A 23,233-nucleotide genomic window follows, 5' to 3' on the forward strand; every position below is an offset into this window, starting at 1 on the left:
TGCTACCTCCTTATGCTACTGGTTTAGCTTGAAATTTACGCAGACGTAGGGCATTCGTAACTACTGAAACTGAACTAAATGCCATTGCTGCACCTGCAATGATGGGGTTAAGTAACCAGCCGAAGATGGGGAACAAAATACCCGCAGCAATCGGAATGCCAGCAACGTTGTAGATGAAGGCGAAGAATAGGTTTTGACGAATGTTACGAATTGTGGCGCGGCTGAGTTGAATGGCTGTGACAATGCTTCGTAAGTCACCGGATATGAGCGTGATGTCACTAGCGGCGATCGCTACATCTGTCCCGGTGCCAATTGCCATCCCCACATCGGCTTGGGCTAACGCTGGTGCATCATTAATACCATCACCAACCATTGCCACAATCTTTCCTTCTGATTGCAATTTCTGCACTGTAGCGGCTTTTTGGTCGGGGCGGACTTCTGCCAAAACACGCTTGATCCCAACTTCACGGGCAATGGTTTCTGCGGTGCGGCGATTATCACCTGTGAGCATCACCACCTCTAAACCCAGTTTTTGCAAAGCGTGAATTGCTTGTATGGAAGTAGGTTTGATGGCATCGGAAATACCCATCAATCCCTGAATTTGTCCGTCAACCGCAATCCAAATCGCGGTTTTGCCCAGATACTCCAAACGCTCTTTATCTTGTTGTAAGGCTTGGGTGTCAATGCCTAATTCTGACATCCAGCGTTGCGTTCCAATTCGCACAAGATGCTCAGAAACTATACCTTGTACACCACTGCCTGTAATTGCTTCAAACTCCTTGACATCTGCTAACGCCACTTCTTGAGATTGGGCGTATCTCACAACCGCTTCTGCCAATGGATGTTCAGAATTGCGTTCCACAGATGCTGTAAGTCGCACCAACCTGATTTCGTTACCATTAGCAGTACCGTTGACGGTGACAAAATCGGTGACTGTTGGTTTACCCTGAGTAATGGTTCCAGTTTTGTCCAGCACAATTGTTTGAATTTTATGCGCCAGTTCTAAGCTTTCGGCTCCTTTAATCAAAATGCCATTTTCTGCACCTTTACCTGTTCCTACCATTACAGATGTTGGTGTGGCTAGACCAAGCGCACAAGGACAGGCGATAATTAGTACCCCAACTGTAGTGATCAGCGCTAAAGTCACGTTACCTGTAAAATTAAACCAAATGATGAAAGTGAGCAGAGCGATCGCAATCACCGCAGGCACAAACCATCCAGTTACTTGGTCTGCTAATCTCTGAATTGGGGCTTTGGAACCTTGTGCTTGCTGTACTAATTGAACAATCTGCGCCAGTACAGTATCACTTCCAACTCGTGTCGCCCGAAACTTGAAACTGCCAGTTTTGTTGATGGTAGCTCCAATCACTTCATCGCCTGGTTGCTTTTTGACAGGCACGCTTTCCCCTGTTACCATCCCTTCATCAATTGTGGATGCTCCCTCAATCACTTCCCCATCAACAGGAATTTTCTCGCCAGGACGAACCAGTATCACATCTCCAATAATTACTTCTTCAATTGGCACATCTACTTCTCGTCCATTGCGAATCAAACGCGCCGTTTTAGCTTGTAACCCAATTAGCTTACGGATAGCTTCTGAGGTTTGTCCTTTAGCTCGATTTTCAAATAGTCTGCCTAGCAAAATCAGGGTAATGACGACAGCAGCAGTTTCATAATATACATCTGGCATTAACCCCTGATTGATGAAAAAGCTAGGAAATAAGGTAGGAAACAGCGAATAAAAATATGCCGCACTTGTACCCAAAGCAATTAGAGTATCCATTGTGGCAGCATGACGTTTTAAAGCTTTCCAACCATTAATGTAGAAGGAGTAACCACACCAAAACTGTACTGGGGTAGTTAGTATTAACTGTACCCAAGGATTGTGCAACCATGCTGGGATAAAGGGTAAGTGCAAGCCTGTCATCATTGGCAGTGACCCAATGAGCAATACAGTGCTAATAATGCCGCCTACCGTCACCTTTCGCATTAAATCGCGGGATTCTCTTAAGCGATGTCTTTTCTCAGCATCATCTTCTCCCGCCATCAGGTTTTGTTCTTGGAGTGGGTAGGCAGAGTAACCTGCTGCATCTACCGCCTCTTGAATGGCTTCTAAATCAGTTCTTCTAGGGTCATATTTAACTGTTGCCTGTTCTGCTCCAAAATTCACGATACATTCGTTAACACCGGGGACAGAATTAATCGCGTCTTCAATGCTGCTGGCACAAGAGGCACAACTCATGCCGCGCAGTTTGAGTGTGGTATTCTCCATCTGACTGCTCCAGTTAATAAATGGCGCTAACTAACATCTAACTGATTTCATCTTGAATGCTCCAGTACACTGGAGAGTCAAGAGGTGTGCTGAAAATTTTTTTAGGCGCATATTAGATGCAGCGCTATCAATGCTTACACTTAGAGATGTAGATGGTGAATATGCGATCAAATTGCTATCAATACCAGCAGCGTCAGTCTGAAGTTACTGTTCGCAGTGCTAAGGTTATCTTTGCTGACTGCCGCATTTCCAGGCACAGTTTGCGGCAAATACATACACGGCAGCCAGCTAGCTTTGACGACGACTTATGCAGTTGCCATTGCCATTTGCCGACAAGAATCCGCGCAGCGACGGCACATTTGAGCGCAAGCTTTCATTTGAGTATCGTCACCCATACGTTCGCACTCATCTGCACACCGTTGACACAGTTCAGCACAAACGCCGCAGGTACGAGAATGTAAGTCAGAAGCTCGAAGCATGAAATTAGTACTTGTATTGCAAATTTCAGCGCAGTCTAGTAATAGCCGAATATGAGCTGGTTCGGCGTGATTACCACCCTTTTGTAGGCAGTAAGTCACGGTATTTAAACAGATACTATGGCAGTCTAAGCAGTTTTGAATACACTGCTGCATCTGTGGGTTCACTTGACTCAAGGTGAGTTCTTGTATTGCCATTTATTTACCCTCTTGAAATTTTTTGGATTTACTAAAGGCGTTATTGCCTTTGGACTCACCTTAAAGATTTGCGGGTGCGATCGCGTCATACCAATGAGGTAATAAATATTTCTAGCTACTGAGGTATAGGGATTTCATGCAGATTTCATATTGATATGCACTCTTACATCTCTACAACTAGCACTAACCTTTGATTTCATCCTGATTTCATTTTTGGCTGTCAAACTATTTAGTAAGTGCAACGGTCGCTTTGTAAATGACTAGTTATCTGGGCAATTTTATTACCCAAGCCAAAGATAAATAACCGAAGGGGTTGACTCTCCAGCCAACTGGAGATTGGAAAATGAAATCAGGAAATATTTAGATGCTCCCTATGCAACGTTCTACTCTGAAAAACAGCTTTTTGTCATTGACTTTGGTAGCGATCGCCTCTTTTTCCAGCAGCGTATTGACAGCCTGTTCTACACCCACTTCCCAAAACCAAAGTCAAGCACCAAACCCTACTAACACTGCCACTGATACTAGCGATAAGCAACCGATGAACCACGATGGTGGCATGATGAATCACAGCATGGCAATGGATTTAGGTCCAGCCGATGCTAACTATGATTTGCGCTTTATTGATGCGATGACTCCGCACCATCAGGGAGCAACGGTAATGGCCAAGGAAGCACAGCAAAAATCGCAACGTCCTGAGATCAAAAAGCTAGCAGACGAAATTATCAAATCACAAAACCAAGAAATTACGCAGATGAAACAGTGGCGTAAAGCTTGGTATCCCAAAGCGGGAGATAAACCAATGGCTTATGATGCCAAAATGGGTCACATGATGGAGATGTCACCTGAGCAAATGCAGTCCATGATGATGAACATGGACTTGGGTGCAGCTGATGCAGAATTTGACCTGCGTTTTATTAACGCGATGATTCCTCACCATGAATCAGCTGTAGTTATGGCGAAAGATGCTTTACAAAAGTCTCAGCGTCCTGAAATCAAAAACTTGGCTGAAAATATTATCGAATCGCAAGATGCAGAGATTAACCAAATGAAAGAGTGGCGCAAAGCTTGGTATAACCAGTAGTCTCAAGTTTCAATCTCTACTTAGAAACGGGTACAAAGTTTGCCGATGCAATTGAGAATTCTGGATGTCAAAAAAAGCTACTTTCTCAATTCTCAATTTCATGCCAATTTCATTTTGAGATGAAAGACTGGGAATGAGGTGCAGAAAAATCCCCCAAAAAAGCTAGCTTTTTTTACCAAATACCAAATATAAATACCCGATCGCAGTTCCTTTGTCCCCATACTTCAGGATTTCTGATAGCAATGCCTAACTCTCTGCGTTTTCAACCAATTGTAACCATGCGTTGTGTTTCTGGTACACTTTTGAGCCTGCTGTTATTGGCAAGTCCCATAGTAGTTTTAGCCCACGGCGGACACGGAAATGAATTTCAAGGAGAAAGTGGAGTCACCCCAACAACTGGCTCCATTCAAGTTGACACTCAAACTGCCCAACGGTTAGGAATTAAAGTTGAGCCAGTTAAACGCCAACAACTAGTCGTTGGTATTAAAACCACTGGGCAAATTGAAACTTTACCTAGCCAAAAAGTGGAAGTGACTACCCCAATTTCAGGGGCGAAAGTGGTTGAGTTATTAGTAGAACCCGGTGCAAACGTTCAGAAAGACCAACCTGTAGCTGTTGTGTCCAGTCCTGACTTAGTGGAACTACGCGTTAACTCCCAGGAAAAATTAGCAGAAGGTCAAGCTAATTTGCGCTCCAGCCAAGCCGACTTAAGGCTAGCCCAGCAAAATTATGATCGCTATCAGCAAATAGCCGCAGCTGAAATAGCTCAAGCACAGAGCCAAGTGGCATTTGCTCAAGAAAAGTATAACAAAGACAGACAGTTAGCTGATTCTGGTGCTTTGCCACGTCGCACAGCTCTAGAATCCCAAACCCAGTTAGCAGAAGCTAAAGCTAAATTAACCACAGCTAACAGCCGCCGTGATGTTATCGAAGCTGAGGCTCAACTCAAAACGGCTCAGTCATCTGTTGATCTGGCTAAATCAAAAATCCAACTTAGTAACACCACGTATCAAACTCGGCTTTCTCAACTAGGAAACCGCGCTAATGCTCAAGGACTGGTAACGGTGAGTGCGCCGATTGCTGGGAAGGTTGCTGACAGGGAAGTTACTCTCGGTCAAACATTCCAAGACGCGGGTGGCAAGTTAATGACGATTGTTAATGACAGCCGCGTTTTTGCCACAGCGAATATTTATGAAAAAGATTTAGACAAAGTTAAGACTGGTCAACGAGTAAGCTTGAAGGTGGCTTCTGTACCTAATCGCACCTTTAGCGGACGAATTGCCGTAATTGAATCTGTGGTAGCAGGTGATACGCGCATTGTGCCTGTAAAAACCGAAATAGATAATCCAGGTGGAGTTCTCAAGCCTGGAATGTTTGCAGAACTAGAAGTTTTGACAAATCAAGCATCGTCAGCTATCTTGGCTATTTCCAGTGCGGCTGTGGTTGAAGCAAATGGCAAGAAACAGGTTTATGTGCAAAATGGTAACGCCTATCAGCCTGTTGAAGTTACTTTAGGTCAAATCTCTGGAGACATGGTTGAGGTAAAAACTGGTTTATTCGAGGGTGATTTGATAGTTACCCAGCGCGCACCGCAACTTTATGCTCAATCTTTGCGGGGTGATAGCAAGACAAAAGCAGGCGAACACACGGAAACTCCTGCACAAACAACAGAGACTAAAACGCGTAGCTTGCCAGTACCTTGGTGGATTGCAGCAGGGGGAGGAGCTGTACTAGCTACTGTAGCTTTTATGGCAGGTACTTTCTGGGCTGGTCGTCGTAGCAGACATCAATATCACTTAGCTACAGGAATTGGTTACGTTACAGAAGAACATCTCAATAGTTCCGCACAAGTAGATGCATCGCCAGAATTCAATGATAACCATCGTGTGGCGAGTAAAGATTCAGAAGTTAATATTCAGAAATAACAATGCTGAGTGCCATCATTAAGTGGGCGATCGCTCGCCGTTGGTTAGTTATCCTTGGTACGATTATCCTAACAATTTGGATATTTCGGACGATTATCCAAATGCCCTTGGATGTTTTCCCTAGCTTTGCACCACCCCAAGTTGAAATTCAAACTGAAGCACCAGGACTCGCCCCCGAAGAATTAGAATCCCTGGTAACTTTACCAATTGAAAGTGCAATTAACGGTACGCCTGGAGTGACAGCAGTACGCTCATCTTCAGCAGCAGGAATTTCTGTCGTTAAAGTCATTTTTGATTGGGACACTGATATTTATCAAGCTCGTCAGCTGGTAACAGAGCGATTACAACAAGCTCAAAGTAAACTTCCGTCGGGGGTAGAAACTCCGCAAATTTCCCCTACAAGCTCTCCCATTGGCACTGTACTGCAATATGCTTTTACATCAGAAAATACTTCTTTAATGGAAGTGCGGCGCATTGTTGATTGGCAAGTGACAAATCGCCTTTTAGCTGTACCTGGTGTTAGTCAAGTTGTAGCGTATGGTGGTGATGTCCGCCAATATCAAGTATTAGTCGATCCAGCGAAGCTAAGAGCCTTTAATGTCACCTTAGAAGACGTAGAGCAAGCAGCCGAAGCTGCCAATGTGAATGCGCCTGGTGGCTATTTAATTACTCCTGACCGAGAAAAGTTAATTCGAGGGATTGGGCGGATTGAATCTATTGAAGAATTACAACAATCAGTGATTACTGCTCGCAATGGTACACCTGTGAAAATCTCCGATGTTGCTGACATACAAATCGGTGCAGCTATTAAACGAGGTGATGGCAGTTTCAACGGTCAAAAGGCAGTTATTGTGATGATTAACAAACAGCCTCAAGCCGATACTCCTACTGTCACCCGTGCTATAGAGTCAGCGATGTCAGAGATTCAAGCAGGCTTACCCAAAGATATCAAAGTCACACCTACTTTTCGTCAAGAAAACTATATCGATTCTTCGATTGAAAATGTTCGAGAAGCTTTAATTGAAGGCAGCATTATTGTTGCTTTAATTCTAATTCCCTTTTTAATGAATTGGCGAAATCTGGCTATTTGTTTAACTGCCCTACCTTTATCTTTATTACTAGGAGTACTATTACTAAATTGGTTGGGACAAGGTTTAAATACCATGACTTTAGGAGGGTTAGCAGTAGCAATTGGTTCAGCGGTTGATGATGCAATTGTCGATGCCGAGAATGTCTACCGTAACCTGCGAGAAAATAAATACTCCCCCAACCCGCGTCCGGTTTTAGATGTTGTATTTGACGGTTGTCAAGAGGTACGGGATTCAGTATTCGGAGCTACCATCATTACCATAGTTGTCTTTTCTCCAGTTTTTGCTTTGGCTGGTGTAGGAGGCAGCATTTTTATCCCAATGGGATTAGGCTATATGGCAGCAGTTATAGCCTCTAGTATTACGGCATTGACGGTGACTCCAGCTTTATGTGCAATTTTACTGCCTTATGGTCGCTTGCCTGAAACAGAACCTTGGGTTGCGAGATTTTTTAAGGGGCTGTACCGTCCTCTATTAACATTTTCTCTGCGGCGTTCTGGAATTGTTATAGGCGCTGCGATTGCTAGTTTAGTGGCTGCTACTGTAATTGTCCCCTCCTTTGGCAGAATATTTTTACCAGAGTTTCAGGAGCAGACTTTGGTAAATACCCTAACTCTTTATCCGGGCGTTTCTCTAGAAGCTACTAATGCGGCTGGTGAAGCACTTCAGCACGCACTCAAGGGAGACTCCAGATTTCCCTATGTGCAATTGCGTTCTGGACGTGCGCCAGGAGATGGGGATGCAGCAGGGGTAAATTTAGGACACTTGGATATCGAGTTAAGCGACGCAGGGATGAAAGACAGGGAAGGGACGATTGAGAAGTTACGGGAGGAATTCGCTAAGTTACCAGGGGTAGCGCCAAATATTGGCGGTTTTATCTCACATCGCATGGATGAAGTGTTGTCTGGGGTGAGAAGTGCGATCGCAATCAAAATCTTCGGCCCCGACTTAGAACAACTCCGCACTATTGGACAGCAAGTTGATGCTGTAATGAAAACCGTTAATGGGATTGTAGATTTACAACTAGAACCCCAAATACCGATTGAACAAATACAAATTCAGTTCAATCGACCTGCTGCTGCACGATATGGTTTGACAGTAGGCAAACTTTCCGAAATTATTGAAACTGCTCTCAATGGACGGGTAGTATCTCAAGTTTTAGAAAAACAACAAACTTTCGATTTAGTTGTATGGTTAAAGCCAGATGCAAGGCAAAATTTGGATACGATTCGCAATTTGTTAGTTGATACTCCTAATGGTCAAAAAATTCCTTTAGCACAGGTTGCTGCAATTGAAATCGGTACTGGGCCCAATACTATAAATAGAGAAAATGTATCCCGCTTGATTGTTGTTTCTGCTAACGCTAATGGTAGAGATTTGCGCTCTATCGTTAATGAAATTAGAGACAAAGTTAATCAACAGGTACATCCACCCTCTGGTTACTATATCCAGTATGCGGGACAATTCGAGGCGGAAGAAAGAGCAACTCAGAATATCTTAATTTCGAGTGCGATCGCCTTTGTCGCAATTACAGTAATTATGTACCTTTCTGTCAAATCTATTCCTTCTACCGCCATGATTATGATTAATTTACCTTTAGCGTTGGTGGGGGGAGTATTTTCAGTCGCTTTGTCTGGTGGGGTTCTGTCCATTGCTTCTTTAGTTGGTTTTGTTACTCTATTTGGAGTTGCTACCCGCAATGGTTTGTTACTTGTGGATAATTACAACACTAAATTTGCTGAAGGTATACCACTTAAAGAAGTTTTGATTAAAGGGTCAATGGAACGTTTAAATGCCATTTTGATGACAGCTTTTACCTCAGCTTTAGGATTAGCACCTTTAGTAATTGAAACTGGTGCAGGAAAAGAAATTCTCCAACCACTTTCGATAGTTGTCTTAGGTGGTTTGTTTACTTCTACAGCTTTAACTCTAGTAGTTTTACCTGCCTTATATGTAAGGTTTGCTAAGTATTTATTCACAAAGCAAAGCAGAGTAGCAAAAGAGGATAATAAAACAGTTGGAGTTGTTCTAAATAATTGATTTACAATACTACATTTTTTAGATGAGGAGTAATTAAATGCGAGATCTCAAACTCAGCTTTGTACTTTTAGCAAGCGTCGGACTATTTTTTTTAGGCGCTTGTAGTAACAGCGATGAAACTGTTAGTACAGATAATAATAGTTCGGGAACCTCTAACTTTACTTCTGTATCTCCAACTCCTTCTGCTTCACCTGCTGCTAAAACAGGTAACCAACATGGTGCTTCTAAAGGTGGTCAAGTAGTAGAGACAGGAGACTATCATTTAGAGTTTGTGCCAGAGAAGGAAGCTAATCAAACTCACATGGATTTATATTTGCAAACAGGTGATGATCACGAAACAGTACCTAATGCCAAAGTGTCAGCTCAAGTTCAGCTACCGGATGGGAAACAAAAAACAATTCCTTTCAGCTATGATGCCAATGATAAACACTACACTGCTCTGCTGACCGAAAAAGCATCTGGTCAGTATCAAGTGAAAGTATCTGCTGATGTTAAAGGTAAAAAGGTAGACGGGCGTTTTAGTTTTAATCGCTAACTCATATTGTTCGCAAAGTTTTTACATGGTAAAAATACCTTGCTAGGACTGCCGTATCCCTTACACAAGTGCCGCCTGCATAACAGTGAATTTGTGTGGCTTTGGTTATCTGTTAAGAGGCAACCGAAATCTTATGTATCTAGATCCTGGCATAGTTGTTGCGGTAATTGTTTGATGATTCTTTGAAAAGGAACAAAATCATTCAACCCGTGTGACAGAATCAGACTACCTTGAATGGCGATCGCAGCATCTTCCCCTCGTTGCTTGGCTAGTGTTTCATCCAATCCTGCTGCTATCAAAACCTCTGCGATCGCATCAATCCAGGTACGCAGTAGAGTTTGCAATTTGGTATGAAAGACATCTCGTGCCGATCCCATCAACAAGATGGCAAATAGGCAGGGTTGTTTTCCCTCTTCATAGAGTTCACTAATGTGGTCACACATTCTCTGGAACCGCGTTAAAGCATCTCCCTCGCTGCGGAGGGCTTGGAGAATGTGTTGCTCCAACTTTCCTTCAAGGTAACTCAATACAGCATTTACCATCTCATCCTTACCACCAGGAAAGTGATGGTAAAGGCTTGCTTTGCCAAGACCTGTAGCTTCAGAAATCTTAGATAGGGTGGCTCCATCGTAGCCATATTGCCGAAACAGTCGCAGCAGGCAGGGAATGTAAGTGTCTTTTGGCATAGAAAGCAATTTTGAGTTTACCTCTTGACATTGTACCAAATGGTCGGTACAGTTTATTTACCGAACGAACGGTACAGTAATTAAGCAATCTACAATGCCTGCAAGGAGGTGTCTTTGAAGTACTTCAAAAACAGCTATATGTTGCATCTGAGACATAGGTTTGCTGCAATGAGATTTGGTTCTTTGCTTCTGTGTTTCAGCTAGAGCATGAATTACTGGCTATTTATTGTTTTTCCCAATCTGGAGAACTAACCTATGATTAAGCTCTATGGTCATGAACTGTCGGGCAACTGCTACAAAGTCAAGCTTTTGCTGTCGCTCCTGAATCTTGAACACGAATGGATCAAAGTCGATTTGATGAAAGGTGAGCATAAATCACCAGAGTTTCTTGCTTTAAATCCCTTCGGTCAGGTTCCTGTGATAGTGGATGGTGACACAATCCTTGCTGATGCTCAATCGATTTTAGTCTATCTGGCTCGTCAGTACGGTGGCAATCAATGGCTACCCCTAGATACCGTACCCCTCAGTCGAGTTGTGCGTTGGTTGTCCACGACTGCGGGTGAAATTCGTCAAGGTACTGAAAATGCTCGTCTTTACTATCTGTTTGGTGTAACCAGCATTAATATTGACCAGGCAACTCAAAAAGCAGAGTTTATTCTCACTCAGCTGAATCAGCATTTGAGCGATGTCTACGACGGGCTACACCTACGCACTTGGCTAGAATTTGAACATCCCACAATCGCAGATGTGGCAGTCTTTCCCTATGTGGCTCTGGCTCCTGATGGCAAAATTGCTCTTTCACCCTATCCTCACGTTCAACGCTGGATCGCCAGAGTTAAGCAACTTCCTGGCTTTATTGCAATGCAGGGAATTGAGGCTCCTGCAACGGTGTAGTGATGTAAAGCGGTAGATGGTGAGGGTCAATTATCTTCTTAACTCTCCCATCGAGACAAAGGTTATCAGGAGGAAAATACCATGCCCCGTAAATTTACAAAAATTGCTTTCACTCCCGCTGTTAAAGCTGCCCAAGCACAACGTGGTTCGAGAGAAACTTACGCTCGATTTGAACAAAGTGGGCCTCTTAACGATTCGGTTACGCCTGAAATTGAAGAATTCATTGCTCAAATGGATGGATTTTATTTGGGAACTGTTAGTTCCAATGGCTATCCCTATATTCAGTTTCGTGGAGGCTATCCAGGTTTTCTCAAAGCTCTAGATGAAAAAACATTGGGCTTTGCTGACTTCAAAGGCAACGTTCAGTATGTTACGCTTGGCAATCTTTCAGAGAATGACAAAGCCTTTCTTTTTCTAATGGATTATCGTCATCGCAAACGGCTCAAAATTTGGGGACGAGCAAGATATATAGAAGGTGATATCGAACTGATTAATCGACTGAAAGTGCCTGATGATGACTCAGAAATTGAACGAGTTATTCTATTTCAAGTTGAAGCCTGGAACTGGAATTGTCCACAACATATTCCCATTCGCTACTCTGAGCAGGAAGTTGCTGCACTGCAAGCTAGAATTGCGGAACTGGAAATGCTTCAGGGCGATAGCACAAACTCTAAATCGTCAATTCGCTAATTTATAAATTAACAGATCAACAAGGGATAAACTTTTGCAATCACGAACAACTTTATGGAAACTAAACCACCTTTACCGCCCTTTACACTGGAAACTGCTAAAGTAAAAGTTCAAGTTGCAGAAGATGCCTGGAATACCCGCGATCCGGAACGAGTCGCCTTAGCTTACACTGAAGATTCTCAGTGGCGCAATCGCACCGAATTCTTCAGCGGACGGGAACAAATCAAGGCTTTCTTAAAACGAAAGTGGGCAAAAGAACTAGACTACCGTTTGAAGAAGGAACTGTGGAGTTTTACAGAAAATCGAATTTCTGTTTGCTTTGAGTATGAGTGGCACGATGATTCTGGTTACTGGTATCGCGCCTATGGTAATGAACAGTGGGAGTTTGCAGAAAATGGATTAATGCTCTTGCGTGAAGCTAGCATCAATGATGTGTCAATTCAAGAGTTTGAACGGAAGTTTCGATGGGAACGAATATTTTAAACTTCTCAAGCAGTCATCGCTGTTAATACAAGCAAACTATATTCATACTCATGCATTGAAAAACACTCCAGATGGTAAAGTTCACTTAATAACCAGTTTCCCAAAATCAGGAAAATCTAAAAGGTGGGTCAGTTCAATCGTAATAGTAAAATTATCACTGCTGATTTCTGGGTAGACGTACAATAATCATTTAAAATTTCATCTCGATTTCATAACTACCTGTCATGCTGGTTTTGTAAAGATTTATTAGCTAAAAATTAATCTGCAATCTAGTTGACATAGCTTCTTAATTTAACAGTCAAAATGAAGAGAACACTGGTTTTTGCCGCTGTATGTAGTGTAGCTACCGCAGCTCTGATTTATAGTGGCTATGCAAATGCAAAAACGAACAATAACAAGGTTGCTAATATTGAGAATAGTTTGCAATCCACTCCTGCTAGTTGGGAACTTGTTAAACAGACATTCCAATTACACATTCCTAAAAATGGTAACGCTCTTTCCCAGCTAATGATTGACGTTCCATCTACAGTAGCTGTAAGTAATGATATTGATATATTGGATGATAAAGGTCACGTCGCTTCGCTCCGAATTAAAAATTAAAAATTAATGATCCCCATAAATAAATTCAGGGGCTTGTATCCTTTTCGTTTTTAGTCAAAAAATCAAAATTAATATCTCTTTAAATACTAGAAGAATTATTATAGATTTTCCTGAACCAGTTACTTCTAGCACTACTAAGTTGCAAATAAATCTCAACAAAGTACAACAACCAATTCTGGGTTCTAATTCTATCTACCATATTTCAGCTAAAGTCGTTGGTAGTGGCGTAGAGATTCCTATAGGTGAAGCTCAATTTCCTATACTTTAATTTATTTGTAGATTTTAATGATAACTGTTGAAATTTCATCTTGATTTCATTATGACTTGTCATGCTAGTAGATAGAGATACTATACCTCTTCAGCAAAAATATCACAGACAATTTGAACCTGATAAGGGCAAGCTAACTACCTATTTATCCTGATTAACGGCTGTATAAATGGGGTAGTTAAATATGGCTTTGCCAAGCTTTGATGTATTTATTAAGAACAGATTCACTCACAAAGCATGAAGCTACAATCTAGCTGACGTGTTTAATTATTTTGGAGGAAATATGAAGAGTTCATTGATTTACGCCATTGTATTAACTCTGAATAGCACAGCTATTATTGCTCCTAGCTATGCAAGTGCTAGAACAGATGATGATAGGGTTCCCCATATTGATGGAAATTCACAATTCCCTCCCACACGCTGGGGAATTTTTAGACATACTTTCCGTTTCCACGTTCCCCAAAATAGCAAAGCTGTTACCCAAATACTTGTCAAAGTTCCAGACAATATAACTATAAGTAATAACATTGAGGATATCCATGTCGTGGATGAAAAGGGGCAGAAAATTAACACTAATGTATCTGTCAACGGTAAAACAATACTACTAGCTTTCGTCGAACCAGTTGCTCCTAACACTAAGTTAGAGATTGACCTTAAAAAAATAAAAAGACGAAATCTTGGTAATGGTTCTGTCTACAGCTTCTCAGCTAGAGAGGTTGGCATTGATGCAGAAATTCCCATAGGTGTAGCTTGGTTTCGTCTCTACTAAGCTATAAGTTTAGATAGTAATTATGATATTTCATAGGAATTTCATAAGTAAATGTAAAACTGATATATAGAGAGACAATCAAGTTAATTATTGAGGATAATCAAGATGAAAAAATTGATTTATACTGTTGCATTTACTCTAACAATTGCATCTTCAGTTCCTGCTGTATGGGCAAGTGGAAAACCAGGTGATTTTAGCGCTTCCCATTTAATGAAAAGTGCTGCAACTCCTAATCATACTTCTGCCCTAGATGCTACTCATAAATTTCAAGTTCATGTACAGGGTAAACCTCTGGCAGGACTTACAATTAATTTGCCTGAAGAAGTGAAAATTGATAGAGGAATTGAGGTTAAAAATCAATCAGGACAAAAAATTCCCACTACAGTTTCTATTAATGGACAAAAAGCTACTGTAGCTTTTTCACAACCAATAAACCCTGAAACAAAGCTCTCAATTTTAATGAGAGGAGTCAATACTCCAATGTATGAACCAGGTTCTGGCGAAACTTGGCAGTATCAAGTCTATGCTAAGAAAATTGGATTCACGCAAGAAATCCCACTTGGTCTAGCTCTGGTTCAGACTTATCCTTGATTCGCTAGATAAAACTACTGTTTATAAATTTAGCCGCAGATGTCAAGCCAATAAATAACAACTTCAAGGAGTTATTTATTGAATAAATATTGGGATGAAAAAGCCGATTTATGTTATTACAGTGTTTACCTTGGCAGATGTCTGTTTATCTCGGCCGTCCTTGCAGTGAAAAGCAATGCTAAAACTTTCATAGACAATACTGTCTAAATTGACCAAAGATAACTAAATGAAAATGAATGCGATGCCTGCGGCGAGCGTAGCTATCGCGCTCATTTTCATCTTAGGATAACGCACCATCTGTTATGGAAAGAAGAAGTACTGTTTGTCTTTTGACTCCCTCATTTACGTTGCAGTGCGAAAAAAAGCACTATAATTTCACTGACAGTACCCGCAAGCATTCCATACGCTGCTGAAGTCGCTCCGTTATGTCTAGTAAAAATCAGACTTCCACATACTATCAGGGTGAAAGCTGCGGCAACTAATGTTGCAAGGTTGATGAACCAGTTCTTTGCGCGGTGAATAAGCAGCCCTTGAAACGTATTTTGCAGTGCTAGGAGCAGAGGGAAAAATGACAGTATTTGTACAACTGGACGAGCTGCTTCCACAAGAGATATATTATTTCCCAAAAACTGACCAAGTAACAAGAACCCTTTGCCCGTAAACCCAAGAAAAATTGGTATCACAGTAAAGCCTAAACCCACAAGAACCACAAAAGCAACAAGTGTCCGCCTGGAAGTTTCTTCATAAGTAGAAATTACTACTTGTTGAATCATTCGCGTACCGTTGGCGATTGAAAGAACTAACCCCCAAGTAGCGGGCCACACAGCGAGTGCAAGACTGCCATCGAATGAGCGAGCAATCAGACTTAAGAGTATTGCCCTTGCACCCCAAACAATAAGCATTGTTGAGGCTAAAGGAAGATAGTAAAAGGCGACTCCTCGAAAGGTTTTAGGCAGTTTCTTAGTTTCAGAATCTACTTGCCCTTTAAGAATAGAAATAGTGCCAAAACGCAAACAAAACCATGTGACCAGTACTGCTTCAATAAGTATGGCTCCCATCATGGTGATACCTGCAAGAAATGCCCCGTCACTTCTAAGACTAACCCCCACTGTCAGTGCCACAATTACCCAAGTCAATCGCGCCACACCTGCCCATCCTACAGCTACGCTCTTTTGAGCACGGATAAGCAGCCCCTGAAAGAATCGTCGCCAAGCAATTACAAAAGGCCACAGGAACATCAATAAAAAAGCAGTTCTCCCTTGCGCTGCAATAAATGGGCTAACGCCAAATACCTCTAAAAGAAGCCAGTTATACAAAGGCTCCCAAGTGAGTAAAAGAAAAATGCCACTGAGAAAAAGTCCTGCAATTACTGTAAATTGCCAAAGTGCGCGGCGAGATTTGACTTGCCCTCCAAGGGCGGTTGAGGCATGAAGAATCATGATAATGGGGCTTTCTAGAAATACGGCAACCCCTTTGACTACCCCAACTCCGGCTAATGTCTCTTGTGGGAAGGCCAGGCGACTGAGTGCAGCAGTCTGAAGCGGATCGCCCAGAGTCATTGCTACATCAGTCAAGGAAAGAGGTATAAACTGGGCGAGTAACATCAATAGCGATCGCTGGGAGGCTGTTTTATTAGCTTCCTGTTCCTGCTGGGGTGAGGTGTTCATGAAATTTTTCAGCACTATATAATAAGCCACTAAAAATACACAGGAGTCAGTGAGGCGATCGCATCATCAAGATGCTTTCCTTCTTTGAGGGTAAATCCATAACGGTCAAGCCAATGGTCGTCGTAGACTGTTTCAAGATATCTATCCCCTCCGTCTGGATTGATCATCAGAATTCGCGCACCAGCACCAAGAGAGCGCGCCAAATGCAAGCCACCAGCCACAATTGCCCCTGTGGAAGCACCCAGAAGCAAACCCTCACGACGTGCGAGTGCATGACACACCGAGTAGGCGATCGCCTCTGGCACCACGTAACCACGATTAAGCAGCGAAAGATCCAGATTAGGTGGAAAGAACGACAATCCAACACCTGTCATCTTGTATGGTTTTGCTGGCGTTCCCATAATGACTGAACCCTCGACATCAACGCCAACAATACGTGTTTTTGGAAATCGCGGTAGAAGATAGCGAGCTATTCCCATTATTTGTCCCGCCGTGCTAACACCGACCACGACAGCATCAAGATCGGAGGAAAAGTGAGCTTCAATCTCACGCGCAGTGTAGTATGAATGTGCCTCCATATTCAGAGGATTCAAGTGTTGACATGGATACCAAGCATGAGGAATAGTTGCGGCAAGCTCACGCGCTCGTTTCATTCTTGCCTTCTGCATTGAGCCTGATTCGTCTGCCTCATGTAGCGGTACATCCACAAGTTCAGCGCCATATGCTTTCAGCATTCGTCTAAACGGTGGAGCAGTTTTTGCATCGACGACAATAATGACTCGATAGCCTCGGACTGCTCCTACCATAGCCAGACCAACGCCGAAATTTCCTGAACTTGACTCGATAATCGTACTACCAGGCACAAGAAACCCTTCCTCCTCCGCACGCGTAACGAGGTAGACTGCATTTTTCTCCTTAATAGAACCTCCGGGATTGCAGCTCTCTAACTTCAAGAAACATTCTGAGACAACACATACAGGGGAAATATTTCTAAGTTTTACAATTGGTACATTTCCTATTGCCTGGGTAACATCAGCGGTAGTAATCTTTTTCCATTTACTATGATTGTTCCATTGACAGTTAGAAACGTTCTCGAATGATGAAGATTTTGCAAGCTGATTCATATTTACCATCCAAAAAATTCAAAAATTAGTAAGAATTATCATGGCTACATGAACTTGCTCATTTGATCGGGTTTTTATTTGCAATATCACTACTACATTGTTTTATTGACAATACGAATTGTAGTGACTATTTCTTGTATAGCTTATCACCACCTAAATCTGTTTCAATTTGACCAAAAGTAAATATCAATTATGTCTAATCGATAACTACCTGAGCAAGCCTTTAGTCATGTCCACAAAAATATTGATATACATTATGGAAGTGACCTGTTTTTATATTGAAGGAGTAATATGAAATCAAGATGAAATTTTTTATTGAGTCTTTAATATTTTCTAAAAATCAGTAGTAATATTTTCTTACTGTTATCTAATTAACTTTAGCTTGATATGAAATATCAACAATAAAAAGTGTTATTAAATGCGTATAAATTAGTTACGATTATCTATAATATGTCTTGCGTAACATCTAACTGAAGTTAGAGGAAAAAGACTAACTTTATTTGTACGTCAACTAATTAATGACAACAAATTTCATAAATATTATTGAACTAGTTGAAATTTCATCTTTATTTCATATTAACGTGTCAAAATTATTATTGACTCACTAGAAATCTTGCAAAACTTAGTTTCTATAACTCCTCAAACTAAGTTCACACCCTATTTTGGCAAGTTGGTCTACTGAGTCTTTTCTCTTTGATTATGTATCGCTAAGATACCAGCCTACTGTTAGGTTTTGTATAGGTTAATTCTAATTCTTAAGAATTTCATCCTAATTTCATATCTAAGTGTCAACCTATTTATAGGGGTATCCCTATTGCAAACTATGCTTAAGTCACAAATCTACAACGAACCTTTAACTACTCAATTTGATATGAGGGTGTTGCTAGTCGAAGATGAGCCGGATTTGGGGGCTGCTATTAAGCGCACCTTAAATCAACAAAAGTACTTAGTTGATTGGGTAATAGATGGTAATGAAGCATGGGCTTACTTAGAAAATAGCTTGGCACAATATACAGTAGCGATTTTTGATTGGATGCTTCCAGGAATTACTGGTTTAGAATTGTGCAAAAGACTGCGTTACAAAGGAAATCCTCTTCCTATCTTGATGCTAACTGCTAGAGATAGAATGGAAGATAAAGTTGTCGGACTAGATGCAGGTGCAGATGACTACTTAGTGAAGCCCTTTGGAATGGTGGAATTGCTAGCACGATTGCGGGCTTTGCAGCGTCGTTCTCCGCATTTTCAACCCCAACAATTGACTGTTGGTAACTTGACTCTGGATTATGGTAACAGTACAGTTGTAAGACAAAATACTACGGGTGAACAGCAAAGGATTCCTTTAACTAATAAAGAGTTCCAACTATTGGAATATTTTATGAAGCATCCCAACCAAATTGTTGCTACCGAACAAATCCGTAACCAGATTTGGGAAGTTAATGCGGAATCTAGTAGCAATGTAGTGGCAGCGCAAATACGTTTATTACGTCGCAAGCTCACCAATAGCGACTGTCTTAACCCAATTGAAACTTTGCATGGTATGGGATATCGTCTTAATTTCACCCATGAATCAGAATAAGCTGTTTCGACTCACTCGTATTCGGTTGGCTCTATATTATGCCATCGTTATGGGTTTAATTTTAAGCCTATGTGCCTTCGGTTTTTATCGAGCAGTGTTCCATGCTCATGTGGTGGCTTTAGATAGTGAAATCGAGTCTGTAGCGGGAACATTGCACGATAGTATCGAACTAAAACTACAGTCACCTGGACGTTTAGAACCTTTGGCACATCAGTTATTCCCAAATTTAGATAACTGTGGAACTGGAGCTAGTAATTGTATTCAACAACAGCCTGATTCTAAACGTCATCTACTTGGTATTGTTACTAAGACTAGCTACTATATACGTTTTTTTGATATTTACGGAAAATTGATTGCTAATGCTGGTTACTATCCAAAGGGATTACCTGACCTTTTTAATCAAAAAACTTGGCAATTTCTCAAAGACAACAAAGGCAAAGATTACCATCAAATTACTCTAGAGTTGCATACCCAAAATTATCAACATTGGGGATATATGCAAGTAGGGCGAAGTCTACAAGAGTTTAATCATTACTTGGATAGTGTGAAATTAGTTTTGGTATTAGGGCTGCTAGTTGCAATGGGTATGATTGCTGGTGCTAGTTGGTGGCTATCAGGATTAGCTATGCAGCCAATTTATCAATCCTATCGACAAATTCAACAGTTTACAGCAGATGCAGCACATGAATTACGAACGCCTTTAGCTGCAACAGGTGCAACGGTAGAATCAGCACTTTTAATGCCGCAAATAGACTCTGAAGAGACACGGGATATTTTGCAAACTATACAGCGGCAGAATCAGCGGCTAACGGCTTTAGTTGTTGATTTATTAATGTTGGCACGTATAGATAGACAAGCCCAAAAGTTACAATGTGAAATTTGTTGCCTAAATGATATTGTTAGCGATTTAGTTGAGGAATTTGAAGCGATGGCAACTGCCGCAGGGGTTAAGCTGACATCTTTAATTCAAGTGCATCAACCTCTGAATATTATAGGTAATGCTGACCAGCTTTATCGCTTGTTTTCTAATTTGATTGTCAATGCAATTCAATACACACCTAGAGGAGGGGAGGTAACAGTTTTCTTAGATCGCAATGACTATAATGCTGTAATAAAAGTTCAAGATACAGGCATTGGTATCCCAAAACACGAACTGAATCGAATTTTTGATCGCTTTTATCGGGTGAGTAGCGATCGCTCTCGTAGCAGCGGTGGTTCTGGATTAGGATTAGCCATTGTTCAGGCTATTGTTCAGTCACACCACGGCAGTATAGATGTGCAAAGTGAATTCGGTAAAGGCAGCACTTTTACTATTAAGTTACCTTTCGATATCCGTCCCCTCAATAGTGTACGCTCTATTTACCCATTTAAAATGCTGTATTATCGCTCACATCAATAACAATAAAATTGATGCTGTTGCAGAAACTTTTAGGGACATTGAATACCCCATTTTCAGCCCTTACCTATTTGAATTCACCTCTTCGTGTCGATTCTACTTGTTTGCCTAAAAGATCTCAAATGGGTTCTATAGGCCAGCATTTTTTCGACACTACCTGAACTGACTGAGATCATAAAGTCGAGCTAAGAAGCGTCCTCCTTCTTTTCTTCTAAAAGTGCTTCAATTTGGTCAAAAAGACGATTAACTTTTTTAACTTTTTTCTCGTCATCCCAGATTTTGCTCTTTATCAGTGCTTTATATATTTTGCTTGTTCTTTCTTTGTTTTGTTGCTGAGGAGACTGCGGTTTGCCTTTTGATTGAGTTTGGAGAATATCCCCGACTAACTCTTTGATTGCAGATAATGACAGATTTTCTTCAATAGCTTTTTTTAAAATATTTTGCCGCTTTTCGTTATCCTTGACACGTGCAATTACTTGTGCTTTAGTGTACTCGATTTGACCCTTTTCAAGGGTGATTTGGATATCTTGAGGAAGTTTGAGTAGAGGAAGGCGGTTGGATACAAACGATTCCCAAGATATCTTGCCTATCTGGAGGAATATTGTTTGTATAACAAGTGCTTCTTCACTAACCATAACGTTATGGTTAGAATTTCCTTTTGTCTCATTATTCATCTGATATAGAAGAGAGACTACCGCTTCTTGGTCAATATCGAGTTCTTCGGCAAGTAGTTCGAGAATTCCGATAGTTTCCTCATAAGCGTTGAGGTCTTCCCTTTGGAGGTTTTCAACTAAGCGGAGTTTACGAGCTTTCTTTTCGTCACACTCAATAATGACTACAGAAATTTCTTCAACTTCTGCAATTTCACAAGCTTTGAGACGGCGTTCACCAGCGATAAGTTCGTACTTGTCTTCCTCAATCTTTCTAACGACTATGGGTTCTAGTAACCCCACTTCCTTAATGCTGTCGGCGAGCGATTTGAGTTTTACAGGGTCAAAATAGCGACGGGGCTGACTCGGCGGAAGGATGATTTGGGATAAAGGTAAAGTGGAATCGGATAAAGATTGTTCTTCTTCATCTCCAAATAAATTATCGAGTCCGGTGAGTTTTTCTAGTTCGCGTTTTTGGCTCATAGTTGAGTGATGTATTGTGTAATTTCTTCGAGTGTGCTAACTGCGGGGTGGTTTTTCTTGTGGAGTGCAAGTGGTAGATGTGCCTGAGTCGCGTCAGGAAAAGCTGTTGATTTAGGAATTGGAGCAGTGACGTGGATGCGTCCTTCAACCTGTTGTTTAATTTCTTCTAATATTCCTGTATCTTGAAGATTACGATTATCGTATTTGGTTGGAATTATACAGGCAATTTGTAATTTCTGGTGTCCTCCTTTTTTGAGCCGGGCGATTGTTTCTAGCAGTTGGTTGGTGCCAAGATAGCACTTATACTGTGTTTCAACAGGAATAATAACGTGTGAAGCAGCTACTAAACTCATAATGCTTAGTATTCCTAGAGAAGGCGGACAATCAATCAAAATATAATCATACTGGTCAAGTACATTTGAGAGTGCAAACTTGAGCCGTTGACGGTTGTCGATGGTCAGGTCATGGAAAATCTTTTGCTCTGTACCTGCTAATTGGATATTTGTTGGTACAAGGTGCATTCCGTGAATCGGTTTTTCCCATATATATAGGGGAGTTTCTTCAGCGATCGCACTATAAATAGTTTGCTCAGTTTTGAGCTTGATTTCCCCCAATCCCATAAAGGCTGTTAGCGATGCCTGTGGGTCCATATCCACAAGCAGTACACGGTGTTTTTTTGCGAGGTGGTATCCAAGATTTTGTGTAATTGTCGTCTTAGCGGCACTGGTATGCATCTAAAAATTATAAGTAATGACTTATGCTTGAATATCTTCTCCTGAAGCGAGTAAGCATTTGTAAGCTGATGCTCTTGGCTTTAATGTGGCTACAGTCTGATGAAGATAGCCAAAACCAGCTGACTTATGACTACTCCTCTCCTTTGCGGGTAGAAAATCTTACTTGGTTAGGAGAAACATCTGTTGGAGAAGAGGTTGAGCATTTTTGTGATGTTTCCAATACAACTAGGATAGGCGTTTGGGGAGAAATCTTAGAACTGAAGTTAGTAGATTTAATTGCTGATTTTCCGACTTGTTTGCACGATGCGTCATGGTTTGCTCTACTGGCAATTACCATGATGCTAGTTGATAAGGAACTAGACCTACGGTGTACACACAAGTAGACCCAAAGCGAGTTGCCAGCCAAAAAAGGCGGATTCAAACTGCTCAAGCCCACGAATCAAAGTAGTAATACCAGGAGGTTTTTGAGATCTGTAACCAGACCAACCACCAATTCGAGCAATAATCCAAGTCGCCCAAGCAAGGGTTTGGGGAGGATAGGGATTTTGTTGGAGTTGAGTTTTGCCTTCGACATTTGGTGCGATGGTAAATAAGCATTGCTGTTGGTTGTGGTCAAAAGCAACGGTGGCTGGTAAATCAGGATTATCCCGTGCTTGAATCAGTTGTAAAATTCGCACGGCGACTGACAAAGCTAATACACTCAGGCGTTGGATAGCAGCAATTGATTCTAACTGGGTAGCTTCGAGATTTAATCCGGCAGTTTTGAGCACAGCCACAAATTGGACAAAATCGGTGTCTCAAAGACAACACCAACTCACCGCAATTCGCGCAGTTAGCTCGAATGGGTGTACCGCACAGATAACAAAACTTGGCTTTAACGTGACCGAATAATTCGTAATTCGTAATTCGTAATTAATAATTAATTCATTAAGGGTACAAGCCCCTTAATTTATTAATGAAAAAAAGAAATTTATTCATTATTCAAGCCCCCACCTTTAGGTGTGGGG

At 41.4% G+C, this 23,233-nt stretch carries 20 protein-coding genes and 3 pseudogenes; 14 read left to right on the plus strand and 9 right to left on the minus strand.

Annotated features, from left to right (window positions below; all coding sequences use genetic code 11):
* Positions 1-10: 10 nt before the first annotated feature.
* Positions 11-2,272 carry a heavy metal translocating P-type ATPase gene (locus tag LC653_RS31875; RefSeq protein ID WP_229498617.1) on the minus strand — a complete coding sequence of 754 codons (2,262 nt, stop codon included), beginning with the start codon at positions 2,270-2,272 and terminating at the stop codon, positions 11-13.
* 305 nt (positions 2,273-2,577) lie between these two features.
* Entirely contained in the window at positions 2,578-2,946 is a 369-nt protein-coding gene (locus LC653_RS31880) for a four-helix bundle copper-binding protein (RefSeq protein WP_229498618.1), read from the minus strand.
* 364 nt (positions 2,947-3,310) lie between these two features.
* Here LC653_RS31880 and LC653_RS31885 point away from each other — a divergent pair, with 364 nt between their 5' ends.
* The 4 genes from LC653_RS31885 to LC653_RS31900 all read left to right on the plus strand — a co-directional run bounded on the left by LC653_RS31885 (position 3,311) and on the right by LC653_RS31900 (position 9,615).
* Positions 3,311-4,027, plus strand: a complete 717-nt coding sequence (locus tag LC653_RS31885) for a DUF305 domain-containing protein (RefSeq protein WP_229498619.1) — start codon at positions 3,311-3,313, stop codon at positions 4,025-4,027.
* Positions 4,028-4,269: 242 nt separating this feature from the next.
* Positions 4,270-5,952: an efflux RND transporter periplasmic adaptor subunit gene (locus LC653_RS31890; protein WP_229498620.1), complete on the plus strand. Its 1,683-nt coding sequence runs from the start codon at positions 4,270-4,272 to the stop codon at positions 5,950-5,952.
* A gap of 2 nt (positions 5,953-5,954) precedes the next feature.
* Complete coding sequence (locus LC653_RS31895; protein ID WP_229498621.1) at positions 5,955-9,080, plus strand: efflux RND transporter permease subunit; 3,126 nt, start codon at positions 5,955-5,957, stop codon at positions 9,078-9,080.
* A 37-nt stretch (positions 9,081-9,117) separates the two neighbouring features.
* The gene (locus tag LC653_RS31900) at positions 9,118-9,615 is read left to right on the plus strand and encodes a hypothetical protein (RefSeq protein ID WP_229498622.1); all 498 of its coding nucleotides are present in this window, start codon (positions 9,118-9,120) and stop codon (positions 9,613-9,615) included.
* A gap of 131 nt (positions 9,616-9,746) precedes the next feature.
* On the opposite strand, the gene LC653_RS31905 is transcribed toward LC653_RS31900, so the two are convergent.
* On the minus strand, positions 9,747-10,301 hold the full coding sequence (locus tag LC653_RS31905; protein ID WP_229498623.1) for a TetR/AcrR family transcriptional regulator: 555 nt from the start codon (positions 10,299-10,301) through the stop codon (positions 9,747-9,749).
* Positions 10,302-10,556: 255 nt separating this feature from the next.
* On the opposite strand from LC653_RS31905, the gene LC653_RS31910 reads away from it, so the two are divergent.
* The 7 genes and pseudogenes from LC653_RS31910 (at position 10,557) to LC653_RS31940 (ending at position 14,596) form a co-directional block, all read left to right on the plus strand.
* Entirely contained in the window at positions 10,557-11,195 is a 639-nt protein-coding gene (locus LC653_RS31910) for a glutathione S-transferase family protein (RefSeq protein ID WP_229498624.1), read from the plus strand.
* A gap of 81 nt (positions 11,196-11,276) precedes the next feature.
* Positions 11,277-11,885, plus strand: a complete 609-nt coding sequence (locus LC653_RS31915) for a pyridoxamine 5'-phosphate oxidase family protein (protein WP_229498625.1) — start codon at positions 11,277-11,279, stop codon at positions 11,883-11,885.
* Positions 11,886-11,939: 54 nt separating this feature from the next.
* Complete coding sequence (locus tag LC653_RS31920) at positions 11,940-12,368, plus strand: nuclear transport factor 2 family protein (RefSeq protein ID WP_229498626.1); 429 nt, start codon at positions 11,940-11,942, stop codon at positions 12,366-12,368.
* Position 12,369: 1 nt separating this feature from the next.
* Positions 12,370-12,554, plus strand: a pseudogene (locus tag LC653_RS31925) (DUF8832 domain-containing protein); the annotation flags it as partial.
* Positions 12,555-12,671: 117 nt separating this feature from the next.
* Positions 12,672-12,968 carry a hypothetical protein gene (locus tag LC653_RS47015; protein WP_308189173.1) on the plus strand — a complete coding sequence of 99 codons (297 nt, stop codon included), beginning with the start codon at positions 12,672-12,674 and terminating at the stop codon, positions 12,966-12,968.
* 551 nt (positions 12,969-13,519) lie between these two features.
* The gene (locus LC653_RS31935) at positions 13,520-14,005 is read left to right on the plus strand and encodes a DUF2808 domain-containing protein (protein WP_229498627.1); all 486 of its coding nucleotides are present in this window, start codon (positions 13,520-13,522) and stop codon (positions 14,003-14,005) included.
* Between the two features lie 105 nt (positions 14,006-14,110).
* The gene (locus LC653_RS31940) at positions 14,111-14,596 is read left to right on the plus strand and encodes a DUF2808 domain-containing protein (protein ID WP_229498628.1); all 486 of its coding nucleotides are present in this window, start codon (positions 14,111-14,113) and stop codon (positions 14,594-14,596) included.
* A 338-nt stretch (positions 14,597-14,934) separates the two neighbouring features.
* Here the strand turns inward: LC653_RS31940 and LC653_RS31945 are convergent, their stop codons facing one another.
* The gene (locus LC653_RS31945; RefSeq protein WP_229498629.1) at positions 14,935-16,263 is read right to left on the minus strand and encodes a hypothetical protein; all 1,329 of its coding nucleotides are present in this window, start codon (positions 16,261-16,263) and stop codon (positions 14,935-14,937) included.
* Between the two features lie 29 nt (positions 16,264-16,292).
* Positions 16,293-17,387 carry a cysteine synthase family protein gene (locus LC653_RS31950; protein WP_229498630.1) on the minus strand — a complete coding sequence of 365 codons (1,095 nt, stop codon included), beginning with the start codon at positions 17,385-17,387 and terminating at the stop codon, positions 16,293-16,295.
* 823 nt (positions 17,388-18,210) lie between these two features.
* Here LC653_RS31950 and rppA point away from each other — a divergent pair.
* Together rppA and rppB are read left to right on the plus strand one after the other, a co-directional pair.
* Positions 18,211-18,963, plus strand: coding sequence for a two-component system response regulator RppA (gene rppA, locus LC653_RS31955; protein ID WP_229498631.1), 753 nt, complete (start codon positions 18,211-18,213; stop codon positions 18,961-18,963).
* Positions 18,950-20,362, plus strand: coding sequence for a two-component system sensor histidine kinase RppB (rppB, locus tag LC653_RS31960; protein WP_229498632.1), 1,413 nt, complete (start codon positions 18,950-18,952; stop codon positions 20,360-20,362). The genes rppA and rppB overlap by 14 nt, the downstream gene beginning before the upstream one ends.
* Before the next feature lie 182 nt (positions 20,363-20,544).
* On the opposite strand, the gene LC653_RS31965 is transcribed toward rppB, so the two are convergent.
* Positions 20,545-21,492 (minus strand): ParB/RepB/Spo0J family partition protein, encoded by a 948-nt coding sequence (locus tag LC653_RS31965; protein WP_229498633.1) that lies wholly within the window; start codon positions 21,490-21,492, stop codon positions 20,545-20,547.
* Complete coding sequence (locus LC653_RS31970; protein WP_229498634.1) at positions 21,489-22,226, minus strand: ParA family protein; 738 nt, start codon at positions 22,224-22,226, stop codon at positions 21,489-21,491. Before LC653_RS31970 ends, LC653_RS31965 begins: the two co-directional genes overlap by 4 nt.
* A 23-nt stretch (positions 22,227-22,249) precedes the next feature.
* On the opposite strand from LC653_RS31970, the gene LC653_RS31975 reads away from it, so the two are divergent.
* A complete protein-coding gene (locus tag LC653_RS31975; RefSeq protein ID WP_229498635.1) occupies positions 22,250-22,609 on the plus strand; it encodes a hypothetical protein in 360 nt (119 codons plus the stop codon).
* Here the strand turns inward: LC653_RS31975 and LC653_RS31980 are convergent.
* Together LC653_RS31980 and LC653_RS47020 are read right to left on the minus strand one after the other, a co-directional pair.
* Positions 22,589-23,008, minus strand: a pseudogene (locus LC653_RS31980) (IS4-like element ISSysp3 family transposase); the annotation flags it as partial. The gene LC653_RS31975 and the pseudogene LC653_RS31980 overlap by 21 nt on opposite strands.
* A gap of 37 nt (positions 23,009-23,045) precedes the next feature.
* Positions 23,046-23,132: pseudogene (locus tag LC653_RS47020) on the minus strand (hypothetical protein); the annotation flags it as partial.
* Positions 23,133-23,233 lie beyond the last annotated feature (101 nt).

This window comes from Nostoc mirabile CHAB5784, assembly GCF_020829645.1.
GTDB lineage: Bacteria > Cyanobacteriota > Cyanobacteriia > Cyanobacteriales > Nostocaceae > Nostoc > Nostoc mirabile.